Origin of the sequence: Haladaptatus salinisoli, from assembly GCF_020614375.1 — an archaeon.
Lineage (GTDB): Archaea > Halobacteriota > Halobacteria > Halobacteriales > Haladaptataceae > Haladaptatus > Haladaptatus salinisoli.
The window spans coordinates 250902-268546 of record NZ_CP085328.1; the positions used below are offsets into that span (position 1 = coordinate 250902).

General features: G+C 54.7%; 16 protein-coding genes. 8 read left to right on the forward strand and 8 right to left on the reverse strand.

What is annotated here, in order from left to right; translation table 11 throughout:
• Positions 1–918: 918 nt before the first annotated feature.
• Positions 919–1311, reverse strand: coding sequence for an ArsR/SmtB family transcription factor (locus tag LIX00_RS16975; RefSeq protein WP_227355730.1), 393 nt, complete (start codon positions 1309–1311; stop codon positions 919–921).
• A 94-nt stretch (positions 1312–1405) separates the two neighbouring features.
• Between LIX00_RS16975 and LIX00_RS16980 the strand changes: the two genes are divergently transcribed.
• Together LIX00_RS16980 and LIX00_RS16985 are read left to right on the forward strand one after the other, a co-directional pair.
• Positions 1406–2056 (forward strand): DUF7509 family protein, encoded by a 651-nt coding sequence (locus LIX00_RS16980; protein WP_227355731.1) that lies wholly within the window; start codon positions 1406–1408, stop codon positions 2054–2056.
• Positions 2057–2194: 138 nt separating this feature from the next.
• Positions 2195–2383, forward strand: coding sequence for a hypothetical protein (locus LIX00_RS16985; protein WP_227355732.1), 189 nt, complete (start codon positions 2195–2197; stop codon positions 2381–2383).
• A gap of 515 nt (positions 2384–2898) precedes the next feature.
• Here LIX00_RS16985 and LIX00_RS16990 read toward each other — a convergent pair.
• Positions 2899–3630 (reverse strand): 3-keto-5-aminohexanoate cleavage protein, encoded by a 732-nt coding sequence (locus LIX00_RS16990; RefSeq protein ID WP_227355733.1) that lies wholly within the window; start codon positions 3628–3630, stop codon positions 2899–2901.
• Positions 3631–3634: 4 nt separating this feature from the next.
• Positions 3635–4051 (reverse strand): VOC family protein, encoded by a 417-nt coding sequence (locus LIX00_RS16995; protein WP_227355734.1) that lies wholly within the window; start codon positions 4049–4051, stop codon positions 3635–3637.
• 205 nt (positions 4052–4256) lie between these two features.
• Between LIX00_RS16995 and LIX00_RS17000 the strand changes: the two genes are divergently transcribed.
• Together LIX00_RS17000 and LIX00_RS17005 are read left to right on the forward strand one after the other, a co-directional pair.
• A complete protein-coding gene (locus LIX00_RS17000; RefSeq protein ID WP_227355735.1) occupies positions 4257–4529 on the forward strand; it encodes a hypothetical protein in 273 nt (90 codons plus the stop codon).
• A gap of 21 nt (positions 4530–4550) precedes the next feature.
• Positions 4551–4961 (forward strand): hypothetical protein, encoded by a 411-nt coding sequence (locus LIX00_RS17005; protein ID WP_227355736.1) that lies wholly within the window; start codon positions 4551–4553, stop codon positions 4959–4961.
• A gap of 46 nt (positions 4962–5007) precedes the next feature.
• Here LIX00_RS17005 and LIX00_RS17010 read toward each other — a convergent pair whose 3' ends face one another.
• The 3 genes from LIX00_RS17010 to LIX00_RS17020 all read right to left on the reverse strand — a co-directional run bounded on the left by LIX00_RS17010 (position 5008) and on the right by LIX00_RS17020 (position 9339).
• Positions 5008–6174, reverse strand: coding sequence for an iron-containing alcohol dehydrogenase family protein (locus tag LIX00_RS17010; protein WP_227355737.1), 1167 nt, complete (start codon positions 6172–6174; stop codon positions 5008–5010).
• A 238-nt stretch (positions 6175–6412) separates the two neighbouring features.
• Positions 6413–7894, reverse strand: a complete 1482-nt coding sequence (locus LIX00_RS17015; protein WP_227355738.1) for a M81 family metallopeptidase — start codon at positions 7892–7894, stop codon at positions 6413–6415.
• A 2-nt stretch (positions 7895–7896) separates the two neighbouring features.
• A complete protein-coding gene (locus tag LIX00_RS17020; RefSeq protein ID WP_227355739.1) occupies positions 7897–9339 on the reverse strand; it encodes an aldehyde dehydrogenase family protein in 1443 nt (480 codons plus the stop codon).
• A 329-nt stretch (positions 9340–9668) separates the two neighbouring features.
• On the opposite strand from LIX00_RS17020, the gene LIX00_RS17025 reads away from it, so the two are divergent.
• Positions 9669–10376 carry a helix-turn-helix domain-containing protein gene (locus tag LIX00_RS17025; protein WP_497007347.1) on the forward strand — a complete coding sequence of 236 codons (708 nt, stop codon included), beginning with the start codon at positions 9669–9671 and terminating at the stop codon, positions 10374–10376.
• Here LIX00_RS17025 and LIX00_RS17030 read toward each other — a convergent pair.
• Both LIX00_RS17030 and LIX00_RS17035 read right to left on the reverse strand, forming a co-directional pair.
• Positions 10373–11704, reverse strand: a complete 1332-nt coding sequence (locus tag LIX00_RS17030) for a glutamine synthetase family protein (protein WP_227355741.1) — start codon at positions 11702–11704, stop codon at positions 10373–10375. The genes LIX00_RS17025 and LIX00_RS17030 overlap by 4 nt on opposite strands.
• 354 nt (positions 11705–12058) lie before the next feature.
• On the reverse strand, positions 12059–13600 hold the full coding sequence (locus LIX00_RS17035) for an amino acid permease (protein ID WP_227355742.1): 1542 nt from the start codon (positions 13598–13600) through the stop codon (positions 12059–12061).
• A gap of 686 nt (positions 13601–14286) precedes the next feature.
• Here LIX00_RS17035 and LIX00_RS17040 point away from each other — a divergent pair.
• The 3 genes from LIX00_RS17040 to LIX00_RS17050 are packed head-to-tail and all read left to right on the forward strand — an operon-like array spanning position 14287 to position 17449.
• A complete protein-coding gene (locus tag LIX00_RS17040; protein WP_227355743.1) occupies positions 14287–15663 on the forward strand; it encodes an ABC transporter substrate-binding protein in 1377 nt (458 codons plus the stop codon).
• Positions 15664–15667: 4 nt separating this feature from the next.
• Positions 15668–16606: a carbohydrate ABC transporter permease gene (locus tag LIX00_RS17045; protein ID WP_227355744.1), complete on the forward strand. Its 939-nt coding sequence runs from the start codon at positions 15668–15670 to the stop codon at positions 16604–16606.
• Entirely contained in the window at positions 16607–17449 is an 843-nt protein-coding gene (locus tag LIX00_RS17050) for a carbohydrate ABC transporter permease (RefSeq protein ID WP_227355745.1), read from the forward strand.
• The last annotated feature ends 196 nt before the right edge of the window (positions 17450–17645 follow it).

Consider the following 17645-nt stretch of genomic DNA (forward strand, 5'->3'; position numbering starts at 1 on the left):
AGTGGGCGGATGCAGAATGGTCCGCGTAAGTAGCTGACAAGGAATTCTCGGCTGGCACGTACCAAACTACGATACATACCCGAGTAGTAGATCCGGAGTTCCGTGCGACAGTGATTGCTCGGCACGACCGGACGTGCCCAATTTCTGGTGTTGATCATCCAGGGCTGTTAGACGTCGCTCACGTGTTGTCGTGGAGCGAATACCCGGAGTATAGATTCCTTTGTCACTCCCGAGGCGCTTGGCGTGTTTGAGGCGGATCAAACAGACGAGGCTGTCTAATTAGCAAATATAGTGCAGAGACAATCAAATTAGGATATGTCGCGGAGGACGGAATTTATCCATCGACCGTAATGATAGGCCTTGAGACAGTGTGAGCAGCCATCCTTCGACGACTATCCACACACTGTCTTTCTGTTGGATATGAATTGCGTAGCAATCGCTTCACCCCACAGTAGAAATCCAGGACGAAGACAGCAATGCAGTCGGTGAACCTGAAGACGACCTCAAACAGAGTATCGAACGATGGGGGAATCGAGACTTATTGGCTGGACATCTAGCGTATGTCGATTCTCGTCAATGGACACGGTGTTGATGAGATTCCAGTAATAATGACAAAATATAATATATTTCTTATGAATTCATATGTTCGTTGTATGGTATGAGTCGGCGTATTTCGAGCAAGCGTTCAGCGCCACCTCGGACAAGCTGTTCTTACGATGCATCCTTGGCATCCCAAAGTCGCGTTTGGAATCCACGGGATCAACCTCATCGAAATCGGGTACACCCAGTTTCAAACACGAACTCCCATAGAGCGCATCCTTCTGCCTTCGACCCGAATCAGTACCGCTGGACACCGGCCACTGCTGTCAGATGAAGATCCCGAATGAGCACCTTCAGGGCCAGATACGTACACTCCCGCTAGTCATGATACGCGTCGAGAAGATCCCACTCCTCGCGCATCAGTTCTCGAACGCCGTGCTCAAGTATTCCCTCACCGAGTGAGGTGGCCTGATAGTACGAGTAGAGGCCTTCGCAGTCGGGCGTCTTCCGTTTTCGATTCTCGACGAGTCCCACATCAATGAGCGCGTCGAGATGATAGTGGAGCGTGTTCGACGGGAGGTTGAGTCCCTGTTCGAGTTCTTTTGCACTGTGGGCTCCCTTTTCAGTGAGATAATGGAGAATCCGAAAGCGGGTTTCGTTACCGATGGCTCGCTGCATGTCCAGATACTGCTCGAGAGAGAGAAGACTATGCTCCGGCAGGAGCCCTGCCAAATCGTCTCCATCGGGGGACGAACGATCGGTTTCAGCCATATTCAATACTTACTCACACAGTCGTATAAGTGCTCGCTGACTCAGCACCTACAGAAAAGTAGCTTATTTATATACTGGGCGGAATGGTGGTGTTATGCGCGACCGTCTACTCGACGAACTCGGCGAGGTTGCTCACTCTCGATTTCTCGTTTATTTGATGGGTCCATACAAGACGTTCGACGTCGATGCACTGCTGGACGCGGCTGAGAACGACGACCACGAGGCGCTCAGTTCGATCCCGGAGACGGTAGACTTCGGTGCGCTTGTCGGGTCGGACATCGACCTTGACCAGCAAGAGGCTGCACTCGATCTGTTGCTGTACGCCCGTGATCGACTCCGGACTGAGCCGGGTGTCAACGCGTTTCTGGCCATCGATATCGACATCCCGTTGGAGGAGATGGACGCGGCAACACAGAGCATCGAATTCGCGCTCGCGAGCAACGCTGTCATCTACATCGTCCCAAGGATCGGAGATAACCTCGGTGTCGGCATCGAGACCGGCTCCGTTCTTGAAGCGATCTTTCGTGAGCGCGACGAGCGAACGCCGACGAGCGCGCATCAAGAACGGGTCCTGTTCATCCACGAATCCGGTGTTCGGAGTGCGATGATTGCTGCCGTCCAGGACCGGTGGGACGCTCGCATCTACCCGTATGATGGCCGCGATGATCTCGTCCGTCAGCTCCGGATGTTCGTCCGTGATCTCGCACGACGAGAACAACATGGTGACCTCCCACAGCTCAATTGACATCCTCCCCGCCCTGCTCGATCCCCTCTGAATCACGTGAACCCGGCGCTTGGAGCCGAATTCTTAACTCAATGAGGACCAAAATTGCTCCTGTCGACGATGTCTCCCCGTGATTCTGATTCCACGTCGCTCTCGCCGATGGCTGAGGAAGCTCTCGCTCATCTCCGTTCCCACTTCGAGCCGGATGAATCGTTCACCTATGACCAAGCAATGCACGTGCTACGAACGCACGAAATGGAGCCCGTCCTTGCCGACGATCTCCTCGAAACGCTGTTGCTCCGAGGCTATCTCTACGAAGTCGCCGACAAATTGCGCATCACGGAGTAATCCACCAAGACGAGGGACAGTGCTGTGTCACGAAAGGTGTTCCGGAGCGATAGTGCACGCATTCGCCGTACTCACGTCCGCTGATTGGTTAGCCATGCACGTACTAACTCGACGAAAAATGGTTGTTCCGTGTGGATTCAGTGCGTAGCAATAATATTGTCAAGATAATCATGTGCTGTGTGCACAGTGGGCAAACCATTAACTGGTCGGAGAGACGAGTGCCAATCGGAGGCGATTTCAATGGCACCGGTTCCACACTATCCGTCGGACGAACCAGACGAGGAGGATGCGCCCGACCTCAACGACTTGGTCGATCGCATCCTAAACGGCGGAGAAGATCCATCGCCACCAACTACATACACAAAGGAGATGAGAACGTCTTCGAGAGCCACCTCGGAGTAACGCTTCGAAGCGCTTAGCTCACTCACCGACATCCTCCCACGACTTCAGTCGTGGGCTTTCTCCATGACTTCGTGGAAGCAGTCGAGTTGCCCCGGCGTCTGGGCGACACAACCTCACTGATCCATTGCCACCAATGACACAGCGGCAGCGACAAGCTCCCCGTTTCCTGAAGTCATCTGCCCGTCGGGCAGCACGGGTGTATCTTCCAGTCCTGTACGGATGCCGTGACCACGTACCACAGCACGCCGATTGACCGCCCAGGAGGCGATGCCATCTCCGTGGTGGATCTGCTCGAGCTGGACGCCCCCATCAAATAGTGTCTGTTCAATGGCCGCGGCGTGTTCGACCGCGTCGTCTGGGTCGGCGTCCAATGGCTCGACCATCGCTCGGACGCAGCGTGGCGGGATTCCCGACTCGACGAAGATGCGTGCATCATCAAGCGACAACAGACCGGCCTCAATCCCGATGCCACGTTCGTCGAGCAATTCACAGAGTTCGAGGATTCCCTCTTCACCCATGTTGGCCGTCACGAGATCCGGGAGCTCCGTCCAGGCAGCGATGAGTTCGTGTCGCCGCTTCGGATCTGGCTCGATACTGGCTGATGTACTGAGGGAGATCGGAATCCCGGGACATGCGTCTCGGACTGCCTGCAGTGCCGTGGCGCATGGCTCCGCCGCAAGTGTTTGGTGGTTGTGCTCGTCGTACGGATGGAGATGGAGCGACTCGGCGCCAGCATCGACTGCCGCACGCGCCTCCGTAGCAAGTTCGTCCGGCGTACGAGGCACCGCGGGATGCTCACGGCCACCGTTGAGCGCTGCTTGCACCAAAATATCACTGTCCGCCATGTGGCTATTCGTCGGACATCAGCCCGACTCGATTCCCCTCGGTATCTGTGATGACCGCGTAGTGACCACCCATCTCGGGGATCTCCTCTTTCGGGATGAGAATCTCGCCGCCACTTGATTCAACCCGTGAGAGTGCGTCAGCTAAGTCACCATCAACAGAGAAGTAGACGACGACCCCACTGTCAGCAGTCGGCGCGTAGGGAATCGTCGCCCCGTTCTCGGCGGTGAACTCATCGAGCTCGACAATCATGCCCCCAACCTCACCGTCGTTGGTTTGGAACATTCCCGCTTTCCCGTTTTCGGCGTCATCTTCGTCGGGTTCGTATACCTCCATCTCGCGACCGAGGACTGTGGTATAGAAGTCGACAGCTCTATCAAAGTCAGTACTTGGGAGTTCGAACCAAGTGATTGTGTGTGTCATGGAACTCGCTCTCCTCTTGGAGGTCCTTCCTCCACTACCCTCCTACGTGCTCAGCGGTGATATAGAAGCGCTAAGCGAGGCGAAAGTAAAGGGATTGGTTAGTTTCGCAACTTCTCGACGAGCGTCTAGCCATTACGTGATTAGTGCAAACTGTGGTGAATAGAGTACTGCATCTAACTGTTTTACGTCATATTTGCGAGTCTCAATGGGCGACCTCACACCATTAAATCTCAAGGCTCCCGACCGGACAGACGACGCCGTAGATGAACCACAGAAAGAACGCACCAAGAGCAATAATCACGATCAGAACAAACTCGTCGAATTGATTCAGAGCCAAGGCTGGAACAGTACCGCCCTCAAGCTCAAAGGAAATGAAAGCGGCTTTGCAGACGATGTCATGAGAGCAGAAATCGAGCTGACCGTCGCAATTGACTACCAGGACGACGAAGACGAACAGAATCCCTACCGCATCAAGTAGGCACGAGGGACCACTCTCGATATGCTCATAGGAACCGCTGTCGAAGTACTGACCATGACCGATGACAATTCTGACGAGGATGAAGATGTCGAAGACCCTGCCGAGAAAGCGGATTTCTTGGATGGATTCGGTATGCTTGCCGACGAAGGAGAGGGACTTAAAGCTGCAGTCCACGCTTCCCGCGGTCCCTCACTGGATATCACCGGTGGCGATCTTACGATTGAGCGCGTCGACTTCGATCGCATCGTCATCTACTGTACCATCGATGACCGGCGGTACGAATGGCTGTTTAGACGCGTTGCTGAGGGTGCCGTTCGCTTCGAAACCTTCCGAGTTGTTGTCGGATCGGACAGCACGTCGACGGCGTCTCGTGTTCTTCCAGTCGCTGTGGCTGCAACACTTACATTGGACGGATGGGAACTTCGAGAATAACGGGGTGAGCAGATAGCACCAGGGTGCAGAGGAAATGGGAAAGATGTCAAAGACGAGATTCGTACTCGAACGTGCCGTCGAACGCCCGGTTGAGGATCCATTCCATATCGTCTTGATCCGTGATACGCGGGTTGCCAGTGAGACTCCCATCGTCGAGTGCCTGTTCCGCCAATTGTGGGATTGCATCCCGTTCTGCGGCCGTTGCGTCTAACGTCACGGGAATCCGGACCGAATCGCCGAGTTCGCGCACAGCACGAACTGCCTTGTGAGCCTCCAATTGCGTCCGGCGGTCGTAGTCGATGGATTCGCCGAGAGCTGCGGCGATATTGCAGAACTTCTCAGGTACCTGTGGCAGGTTGTACTCCATCACGTACGGGAGGAGGATCGCGTTGACCAGTCCATGAGGGACACCAAACTGACCGCCGACTTGGTGAGAGAGCGCATGCACTGCGCCCAACCCAGCGCCATTAAACGCCATACCAGCCTGCATGCTCGCTCTCGCCATCGCCGTGAGCGCGGTGAGATCGCCATTACGATACTCGACGGCCCGGGTGAGATTCTCGCCGACCTTTTCGATCGAGTCGAGTGCGATTGCAGAGGTCTGACTTTGCGCCTTGATCGAGACATATGCCTCAATTGCGTGCGTCAACACATCCATCCCGGTCGCGGCTTTTACTGGTGGTGGGGCACTCGCCGTCAGATTAGGGTCAATAAGTGCGAGGTCGGCAAGGAGTTTCACGTCCCCAATCTCCTCTTTGATGTTGGTCTCGGAGTCCTTCACGATACACCAGTGGCCGACCTCACTCCCTGTTCCAGATGTCGTTGGAACGTAGATACTTGGTGGGGGTGATTTGGGAACGTTTCCACTTCCTTTAAAATCGAGGATACGGCCGCCATTTGCCACGACGATCGATGCAGCCTTTGCGGTGTCTAACGACGATCCTCCACCGATTCCGAGGACGAGATCCGCGTCGGCGTCGTCGTAGGCGTCTGCTGCCTCGTGAACCACGGTGTCTGTCGGATCAGGTTGAACGCCGTCGAAGATCGTGTACTCCTTTCCGGCCGCCTCAATTGATTCGAGAACTGGATCGAGAACGTCTGCCTCGCGAACACCCTCGTCAGTCACGATGAGTGCTTGTTCCGCGTCGAACTGTTCGATATATGAGCCAATCTCGTCTGCTGCTCCAGAACCGAACACTATCCTGTTCGGCACATTCCATTCAGTCAATCCTTGATTCATGATTGTAGCTTTGTTTTCGTGACGATCGTCAATGCATAACCGTCACTGTGATCCGAATTCCGATTCCGTGTGAGATAATACCGGTATTTAATCCATACCTGTTACGCCCCATACCTATGAGTATTTAAGTCATCTACCCACAGCTACCGCCTGAGATGATTTACAGGCGGTCAAGGTGAATGATCCGGAGCGTGACCCCGAGGTGATTTAGCTACATGTTCTCGTCGAGGGGATACAGCGGACGCGGAATATGCTCATACTCAAAGCGCGATAGATCCGGCGAACAAAGCCCAGGTGCAGCCACCTCACGAATCGTCTCAACCAGCGGTTCGAAACCGGCACGGTAGTGAACTGTACTCTTAAGGACGATTACATTTGCCCGCTCTGGTTTGAGGCCATGTGCTCGGAACGCTTCCGGATCATATGGCTGCTGTCGGTGCGACCCTACGATAATCTTGACGCCGTCACACTCGAGCACGACCGTCTGTCCGAACGTCACCTCTAGACCGGTCGACATCGGCCCTCTATTTCGATACGTCCCATCAGAAATATGTTGGACGGTGGCCGCTACTTCGATTGGGTTGCCGTTGTCTTCGATGTGACCACCCAACTCGACGGTGACTCGTTCGCCGACACCCGCTTGGACTGCCGCTTCGACTACTCTCGGATCAATGAGCGTCGCGACTGCGACATCATCGACTTCTGCGTTGAGCAATGCCTTGAGGAGGACAGTTCCATCTTGTGCGCTCCCACCTCCTGGGTTATCTGCGATGTCTGCGAGGAGCATCGGTTGATCGTGATTCTCATCCACCCACGTCGACGCCTCGGCCACCGCCTCCTCGACACTAGTATACGACCGGTCGAACTCATGGCGTCGCTCGTACGCCGATGTGGCTAACTGTTCGCACATTTCTCGCGTTTCCTCGACGCGTTCTGTATCAGACACACCGACGACGCTAAACCCTGCTTCTGGGACGTCGGCATACGCGAACCCACCGAAAACCGAAAGATCTAGAATATGGTCATCTTCGGCATCGGCCGCGTCTGCGAGGAGAGAACACATTGGCTCACACTCAGTTCGTAATGACGGTAGCGGTGGAAGGAGTGGTGCCCGCTCGACGACGACTTGGGGATTGATCTCGCCAGCGAACGTCGATGCGAGCACTCTAGCTGCCTCTTCACCAGTCTCACCGATATCTACATGCGGATAGGTGTCGTAGCCGAACAGCCCGTCGGCGTTCGCCACCATCCGTTCAGTGACATTCGCGTGAAGATCGAGCGTCGCGAGGATGGGGATGTCTCCCGCGGCTTCGCGAACGCGCTTTAGGATTTCACCGTCGCCATCACGCTTGTTTTCGCTCACCATCGCACCGTGAAGCCCGAGTAGTACGGCATCCGGATTTGATCGTTCAATCTCCGTAACGAGCGGCGTGAGAAATGCATTGAGTGCCTCGGTCGTCACGACTCCGCCTGGCGTCGCGTTCGCTGCCACAGTTGGGATGATATCCCACCCGTTATCGTCGGCGACTCGGATGAATCCACCGATGTCGGTATTCGTTCCCCGGAATTCCGGGATGATATAGTCCCCACAGAACAACGAGGTGTTTGCAAATGCCTCATAGTCGGTAGTGAGAGACGAGAACGTATTCGTCTCGTGCTTGATTCGACCGACCACTACCGTCTTCGTCGTCATCGTCAGAAGGGGTCCTCCATCTCGTTGTGTTCGATCACAACGCTATCTACAGTCGTGAACGCCTCTACGCCCTCGTAACCGCCTTCCCGTCCGAGACCGCTCTCCTTGTTTCCACCCCATGGGCTCTGAGGCATCGATATGGGGAATGTGTTGACCGTAACGAGACCATGGTCGAGTCGATCGGCAATGCGGGTTGCATGTAATCCGTCGGTCCAGAGTGACGCTGCAAGCGCATACGGCGAGTCATTTGCTACCGCGATGGCTTCATCGACTGATTCAACGCTTAGTATCGAGAGAACCGGACCAAATATCTCTTCGCGCGCAATCTGCATATCAGGCGTCACGCCGTCAAACACAGTCGGTTCGATGAAGTGGCCATGTTGTAGGTTCGGGTCGTCTGGAATACCACCGCCGGTTCGAAGGGTTGCCCCATCTTCGTGAGCCGTTTCAACGTAACTGATAATATCGTCCTGCGCTTGTGCCGAAATGACTGGTCCCATATCAGTCGCCGGGTCCAACCCAGAACCAAGGCTGATCCGTTCAGCTTTCTCAACCACCAGCTCAGTGAACTCCGATTTCACGTCTTCATGAACAAGGGCGCGAGAGGTGGCGACGCAATTCTGGCCGGCATTCGAGAAAATTCCTTGCGCGACGCCACGTGCGGCGTTCTCAACGTCCGTGTCGGGAAGGACGATCGCCGGTGCCTTTCCTCCAAGCTCGAGATCGACCGGCGTGATGTTCGCTGCCGCCGCCTCCAGTACTTGCTGTCCGATTCCAGTCGACCCAGTAAAGGTGATTGCGTCAACGCTGGGATGATCGCTCAGAGTTGTACCGACCTCGCTCCCTGGCCCTGGAACGATGTTCACAACGCCAGTGGGGAACTCTTCGACGAGGTACTCACCGTACCACATCGTGGACAGTGGTGCCTGGCTCGGCGGTTTTACAACGACCGTGTTCCCCGATGTGAGTGCAGCCGCAATCCCTCGTGATCCGAGGAGGAGTGGATAGTTCCAGGGGACGATGTGTGCCGTGACGCCGTAGGGAACACGTTTCGTGTAGTTGAATCGATTCGTCGGCGTTGGAACGGTGTCTCCCCGGATTTTATCTGCGATACCCGCGTAAAAGCGGAAGTGCTGAGCGGTCTCCATAACCTCTCCTTCCGCTGTCGCGAGGCATTTTCCGGTCTCCGCGACGAGGAGTTCGCTGAGTTCGTTCAGATTTGCTTCGATACACTCCGCGACGGTGAGCAACGCCCGTTCCCGCTGATTCGGGCTGCTTTCCGCCCATTCTTCCTGTGCATCTGCCGCCGCTTCAATCGCGTCGCTCGTATCCGTGCGTGTCCCCACTGAGACAGTGCCGACGGTTTCACCAGTAGCTGGGTTTTCAACGGTGGATTTCTCCCCGTCTCTGGGCTCACCTGCGATTTGCATATTAAACGAGCGCATATCACCCACATTCCCTGTATTCCGCCTAAGCGTTACTCGGTTGATGTGGGACTATTTTTAACCACAGGATGTTGTTCAAGGATTGTCACACTCACGGTGGTACTGTGATCGCAATCTCTGACGGTGCGACCATGTCACTAAACGACAATGTAGTATCTTTTGATTCTCCGCTCTCGATAGCGATCTCCGATACTCACGTCTGGGTTACTACACAGGGGGTGACGAAACCTGCAAATTCCAGCTGCACGGACGTTCAATCGATCAATGCGTCATCGACCCAGAACTATATAGTCTTCAAACGGGATCTAGTCTGATTGTGCTGGTGCAGAATGATCCAATACTCATTCCAGATTCAACATAATGGTTGCTGGACGGAAGGAATCAACGACGATTTTCCAAACCTACAAGCATCGATAGTCTACTCCTATCTCATTCGGGAAACGAGTATTACAATGATCGAGGTAACGCAGGTCGAGGAAGACGAGATCGACGAAATTGTCGACTGGCTACAAAACCATCCGATCATGAACACAAGTCGGTTGGTCAGTTATACAAGCGCCAGCAACCGAGGCATTATCTGTCTAGAGGGGGACTACGACGTAGATACGGAGCCTGTTCTGAACGTGTTGCTTCGGAACAGCTGCTTTCCCACAATTCCGGCGACAGTCGCTCACGGCCACGAGCACTGGGACGTACTTTCTCCGACGCACCAGCAGGTGAGCCAAGCCCACAAGGAACTACAGCAACTTGGCTCTGTGAACATTGACTCACTCCATTCAACTGACTTTGAACGGATGTTTACGGGATTGCTCGAAGTGAAGAAGGCCATTCAGGATCTCTCTTCCCGACAACGCGAAGTGCTCTCACTCGCAATTGAAGAGGGCTATTATGACTCGCCTCGCTCATGTAATCTCGAAGATCTCGCCGAGCTAGACCCTACTAGCATCTCAACGGTCGGTGAGCACCTTCGCCTCTCTGAATCAAAAATCCTGAAAGCGATCGAGCCGATGCTTGACCAATCCCCCAAGGACACCTAAAATTCGTCCAGATATTCGTCCTGCTCCCATTCAGATACATAGTTCATCGAGCGGTTGAACTCATCGCGCTTGAGCTGTATGAACTCCTCAACGAGCGTCGAACCGAGTGCATCTGCGATGACGTCATCGTCCTCGAGGTATTCGAGTGCTTCCCAGAGGGTACGGGGGAGACTTTCATACTCCTCATGATATGCATTCCTGATTGTTGGTTCTCCAGGATCGATCTCGTTTCGGATACCGTCGAGTCCAGCGGCATACGAGGCCGCAATGCCGAGGTAGGGGTTGCACGCTGAGTCGGGAACTCGGTGTTCAATACGTGTTGCCGATCCAAGTTCTGGCGGCAAGCGGAGCACTGTCGAACGATTGTCGGGCCCCCACGCGATATTGACCGGCGCCCAGATACCGGGAAGAAGTCGTTTGTACGAGTTGACTGTCGGTGCGCAGATCGCTGTTAGTGCCTTCATATGTTCAAGGAGCCCCCCGACAAAGTGCCGCCCTGTCTCGGAGAGTCCAGACTTCCCGGCCGGGTGTGTCCCCGCGGGGAATTGGATGTCGCCGGTTTCGCTCTTGAACTTATTCTCTGATCTGTCGCGGTTCCAGAGACTGAGATGGAGATGCATCCCGTTGGCATCCTCGTCCGAGTGGGGTCGGGGCATAAGCGACGCCTTGTGGCCGTGCTGTCGCGAGACAGACTTGAGCATATGCCGAAGGAACATGATGCTGTCCGCTGTCGTTAGGGCGTCGTCGTACTCAATGTTGATCTCGTATTGCCCAGGTTGTGACTCCTGGTGAACACCAAGGACGTCGGTCCCTGCCGTTTCCATTGCGCTCATCCAGTCGTGGATGAGTTCTGACCCCATGTCGAGGGCGTCAAGATCATAGGAACAGCGATCGTTAAATGGAACCCATTCACCTTTCTCGTCCGGACTTAAGAGTGAGAACTCGGTTTCGACACCAACGCATGCCCTGTACCCCTCTGATTCAAGGTCGTCGAGGACGTTCCGAAGCGCACTCCGACTGCAGAGGTCGAAGCGTGATCCATCGACGTTGGTCAGTTCGGTGAAAACCGCGGCCGTGTCGTCGGCCCACTCTACTGGTGTTACAGAATCGACGTCGGGTACGGCCATCATATCACCGGCTTCGGAGCCGTATTCTGGATCATTCAGAAGGCCGGGCTCAAGGGTCATTTCCGCAATCCCATTTGCGAACCCGACTCCCTCTTCGATCGCGTGTGCTGCCTCGTTACCGGGCATCGTGATGCCGCGGGCGACACCATTGAGGTCTGTCCAGACCAAGCGGATCGTCTCGTAATTTGAAAGGGAGGTCATTGAGACAGTGTGACAAGGTAGTATGAGAAAATAGGAGTTTACCCCCAAACTTGCGATTCATTAATAGTACATTCTAACCTAGTACGTTTCGTCGGGACGTACACTATCGAATGGGGTGCAATTCTCCTCGTTTTCGTCGGAAGCTCTTCGCAGCAGCATTATTTCAAAATGATAGCATCTGAAGTATGGGAGTTGTTGAGCGAGGTAGGAGAATATCTAAACGAGAACTGGCCACTAAAGACCTTTTCCAGCAGAATCAGGCAGTTTATTGAGTTACAAGTAGAGAAAATCCACGACTGAAGTCGTGGAAGGTATGAAAGCTGGTGCTATCTGCCTGCGGACCAGTAAGCCCGACTAGGTATCGCCACCAACGTCGCTACCAGCAGCGCTACCAGCAGTACTACCTGCGTCGCCACCGGTGTCGCTCTCAGTAGTGCTCTTTACCTTTGCGCGATGGGCCAGGGCGATGTCCTCCTCCGGCGAGCGCACCATTCGATGCCGGCCTATTACGGCAAAGTAGATGATACCGCCCATAAACCAGAGAGCGGCTCCGAAAACACCGAGCCGATAGTCTGGATTCAAGAAGAGGGCCCCGAGTGTGACGACCGCGATAATGAGCCCAAGAACCCCGCCGGTCACACCTAACGGGGCCTTATACGGTCGCTCAAGGTCGGGGTGGTCGCGCCGCAGTTTGAGGAACGCCAGACACTGCATGACGTACGAGATCACGCCGCCGAACACCGCCATGTTCAGCAGCATCGCTCCCACGGGGCTGTCGCTCGGCACAAGCCAGATCACCACCGCCGCAACATAGCCTACCAGAGCGCCGACTATCAGAGCGATGTGCGGCGTCTTACGGTCATCGTGAGTCGGCGACAGCCAACGCGGAAAATAACCCGCTCGAGAAAGCGAGTAAATGTTGCGTCCGTACGCGTAAATGATGGCATGGAAGCTCGCCACTAGACCGGCCACGGCAATAAGAGATAGCAATGCTGGGCCTACGCTACCCGAGAATATGGTTTTGAAAGCCAAGAACAGCGGATTGTCTGCCTGGCCAACCTCTGCCGCGCCAGGTGGGATCCCGGCGCTGAGAAACAACGTCAGAAACGCAGTGACAAGCAGTGTCCCGATACCTAGCATTGTGGCCTTGGGTAGATCTTCTTCGGGATTCTTCGCTTCTTCTGCCGCTAGTGGTAGTTCTTCAATTGCGAGGAAGAACCAAATCGCGAATGGCAAGGCCATGAAGATGCCCTTAATGCCATGAGGCAAGATCTTGGTTTGGCCTGGATCGGCTGGCACAGTCAGAGCCAACTCAAGGTTAAAGTGCGAAATTGCACCAATGAAGAAGACGGACAAGATGCCCAATGCGATGAAAGTGATGAAAACCGTGAACCAGAAGCTCTCTTTAACTCCCCACACGTTGAGGCCCACGAAGATGGCGTAGAATATCGCCCACCAAATTGGATCGGGCATACCAAAGCTAAATAGCGCCTGCGTTATGGAGTTCATATAACCGGAGATGCCGACGACGATGACGGCTGGAGTTATGACGTATTCCATGTTCTCAGCCAGACCAGTAATAAAACCGCCCCATGGGCCCAGGGCCGTACGTCCAAACGAGTAAGCACCGCCGGTGTGAGGCAGCGCTGGCGACATTTCTGCAATGGAGGACGCGAGGCCTAAGTACATGACGGCAACGATAATCGTAGCAATAAGGAGGCCGACGAACCCACCGGCTGTAAGACCGAAGTTCCAGCCGAAGAAATCGCCTGAGATAACAGCGCCGACACCAAGGGCCCACAGTCCCAGGATCCCAACCTCCCGACTCAACTCACGGTCTTCGAAATAGCTATCGTCAACTTCGTTATATGTTACCCCTTCTTGCTTCTTTGGCATTGTTCCGCTCTATATCCCGCTTTTCAAATCATCATGGTTACGTCTCACATATGGGATTGCTTAACAAGGATCGTTCTGAGAAATTCAATCTCAAATTTGACGGCACAGAACAGAAGGATAGTACACTACAGAGAGACGCGAGGCACGTGACGATACTTCGGCCACAGCCGAGGCTGCCGGAAGGTAGCGTACCCGGGTCACAATCACGCCCGAGAGGGTAACAACTCTCCCACAAACTCCTCCACGAACGCGGCTGTGGATACCTCGAATTGATGCAGTTTGCCCAGAAAGTTGGAGGCGACCCAGCTGAGCCTGATCGTAATCTCGTCCGTTACAGGTTCATACGTTGTGATGCCTGCCTACCTGCCGTTTCGCGCAATGTGAGATCTGCCAGTTAATGGTTCCGACCGGTAGGGGCTGGAAATGCTCGGATTACAGCGGAAGTACGACGATGCGTTGACACTATCTCCGTGATTGACAAAATGCAGACGTAGAGGCGCATCTGTAGACGTGCGCTTGAGTAGCGGGATGCTGAACGTGGATAGGGAGTACGTATCCTCTACTACAGAGTTCTCAGAGTCATTGAACAGGAGTCCATGCGAAAGTTGTGGGGCTTGACCTCAATGCAGTTTACCACTCTTCCATGGTGAAAAAATGCTATATACAATATTGAGAGAGGGAGTGTCATGGTTGGCGATAACAACACACGATCGGACGATGTCACAATGTCGAATAGAACACGCCGGGGGTTTCTGGCAACGGCTGGCGCGAGTGGTGCCGTCGCCTTCGCAGGGTGTCTGGGCGGATTAGGCAGTAGTAAGACTGGAAGTAGCGGAACAAAGACGCTCCGAGTCCTCAACTCAGCGTACGAACCCACGCAGAAAGAGTTCAAAAAGTTGTTCTCAGAGTTCGAGGACGAACACAGCAACGTGAAAATCGAGTACAACCGGGTCGGGTTCGCCGAAGCCCCACAGAAGGCGTCGCAGGCACATGCGTCCGGGAACCCATATGACATCATGAACCTCGCGTCGCCGGGGAACAACGTGACGGCCGCGAAGAAGGGGCTGTTCCAGCCTATCAACGACATCATCTCGGACCGCGGCGGGTCCGACTACTGGCTTGAGAAGGCCATCTTCAAACTGGACGGTGACAACTACTTCGCACCTCACTACGGTTCTGTGCTGAACTTGCTCTACCGCGAGGACCTCTTCAAGGAGGCCGGGGCACCGATGCCGCCGTTCAACTCGTGGGATCAGTATAAGAAGGCCGCGAAGATGCTGACCAAACCCGACCAGAACCAGTACGGTCATCCAGTGTTCCTCGGAAGCAACCACTTCCACGGCGTGTGGCCGATGATGCTGGTGCTGGGCAACGGTGGCCATCTCGTTAACCCGCAAGGCAAGATCGTCTACGGCTCGAAGAAGACCGCCGAAGCGCTCTCATTCATTAAGGAGATGGACCAGTTCAGCCCAAAGAGCGCCCACAATTCCAGTATCCCAAATATGCGGCCGCCGCTGTACAAGGGCCAGTACGCGATGACGTGGTACTCAACGAATCTAATGCCGAATGACATCGAGTCGTACAACCCAGACCTGAAAGGAAAGGTCCACGTAACCCACGTCCCCGCCAAAGATAGCAGTCACACGCCGGTCGCCCGGATGACGGGGACAGGCTATGGTCTTAGCAGCAAGACCAAGCATCCGAAATTAGCTAAGGAGTTGATCAAATTCGTTACGCGCAAGGAGAACGTCACACGTCTTCTGTTGTCCCAACCCGCGGCGAAGGTGCCGATGGTCAAGGGCATCCTCGAACAAGATAAACTCTGGGAGAGCGAGACGCTCAAAGAGTACGAGGATCACTACCGGAACCTCGTCAGCATTGCAGAGGACTACGGTCGCATTATCGCCGTCAACGAGAATCCTGGCATTGTTAATTCTATCACTGGGCAGGCGCTGAGCGAGACACATGTCGTCAAGTCGGCCCAGGACGTGGTGTTGAACGGCATGGACCCGATGTCGTCGGCCGAAAAGTGGGCGAAGAAGATGCGCGAGGACCTCAAATAGAATCATGGCGGAAGTGAGTGATAGTCGGGCGACGAGGACTGATATCGGCGAGCGGGTTCGAAGCCAGTTCGACGACTTAAGCGAGAATCAAGTCGGTCTTTTGCTCGTCGCACCGCTCGTAGTCTTGCTAGCCATATTGTACCTGTACCCGATTCTGCAGGCGTTCCTGTTCAGCTTACAGGAGATTAGCCTGTTCGCCACTGGTGGCGAGTGGATCGGGGCAACCCACTACATCGAAATACTGCAGTCCGGACGCTTCTGGAATGCGTTCCAGAACGGCATCGTCTACACGATCGGGTCAGTCGCCGTTACGCTCGTCATCGGCGTCAGTACCGCACTCGTCCTCAATCGGTCGTTCGTAGGCGAGCGAGTGATTACTGGACTCATTCTCTCGCCGTACATGATTCCCATCGTCGGAATCGTCATCGTGTTCCGCTGGTTCTTCAATGGCCTGTCAGGTGTGGCGAACTATGCATTCGTCCAACTGGGTATCATTAGTGAACCAATTGCGTGGTTCAGTGATCCCGCGTACGCGATGCCAATACTCATCCTCATCAGCGGGTGGGCACTGTACCCGTTCGTCACGATGCTCGTACTGGCAAAACTCCAGACGATTCCCGAGGAGTATTACGAGGCCGCCCAGTTGATGGGTGCGTCTCGAACTCGGCAATTCCTCTCAATAACCCTGCCACAGCTTCGAAGCGTCCTGTTCGTCGCCATCCTTCTACGGATGCTCTGGACTTTCAATCTTTTCGACATTATCTGGCTGGGCACCCAAGGCGGCCCTGGCAATGCAACAGAGACGCTACCGGTGATGGCTTACCGCATCGCGCTCGATGGCCTGAAACTCGGGGAAGGGACCGCAGTAGCGTTCCTCACATTCATTGTATTAGCCATCGGCACATCCATCTACTTCAAGGCGTTCGGGGAGGCGAGCGCGTAGATGTTTGACCTCTCGCTCCGTCAGCGCCACTACGTCGAACGTGCAACAACATACGGTCTGGTCGTTACGATGACGGTGATCCTGATGATTCCGATGATCTGGGGCGTTCTTTCGACGATCCGGCCCTCGCGAGAGCTGTTTTCGTGGCCACCGAAGATCATCCCATCGAATCTAACGCTCGAAAACTATCGGCTACTATTCGAGACAACGAATTTCATCCAGTACTTTACGAATAGCCTGATAACGGCCGTGCTCGCTATGGTATTTACACTGGCGATCGCGACCCCGGCCGCCTACGCAGTAACACGCTACGAGTTCCACGGCCGGAAGTACATCACTAATCTCAGCACGATCATCTACATGTTCCCGCTCGTGCTGTTGGGGCTGCCGCTATTCGTCATCTTCTCACGGTTCAGCCTCACCAACTCCCGCATCGGACTGGCGCTGACGCACACGGCGTTCGCGCTCCCATTCGCGTTGATGCTACTGCGGGTGTTCTTCAACGACATCTCACCCGAGATCGTGGAGTCTGCGCGACTCGTTGGTGCGAGCCGGATCACCATCATCCGCAAGATCATCCTGCCGCTGTCGCTCCCTGGTATCGTGGCGACGGTCATCTTCGTCATGGCGCTGTCGTGGAAGGAGTACTTCTTCGCACTCCTGATGATGAACGACAATAGCCTTTACACGCTCCCAATCGGCATTGCGAACCTCGTCAATATCGCGACGACCAACTGGGGGTTGATTCTCGGTGGGGTGATGATAATGAGTCTGCCGCCGATGATACTCATCTTCTTCCTCTATGACTACCTCCTAGAAGGCTTCAGCGTCAGCACCTTGTAACGCGGACGCTCCGTTCTTTCTCGCGATTTTTTATTGAACGTCGCCCTCGCGACCAGCGAGGCGCTTGACGGTCCGTCTAGAAGTACGAACTTGCTCATGTCGGCAGTAGCTTTGCCTACGTTCGGGTCGCACGGTGGTAAACTGGCGGCGTCGGATCGCTAGCGACCATCGATCGGCGACAGCGGAGGTGCTTCTC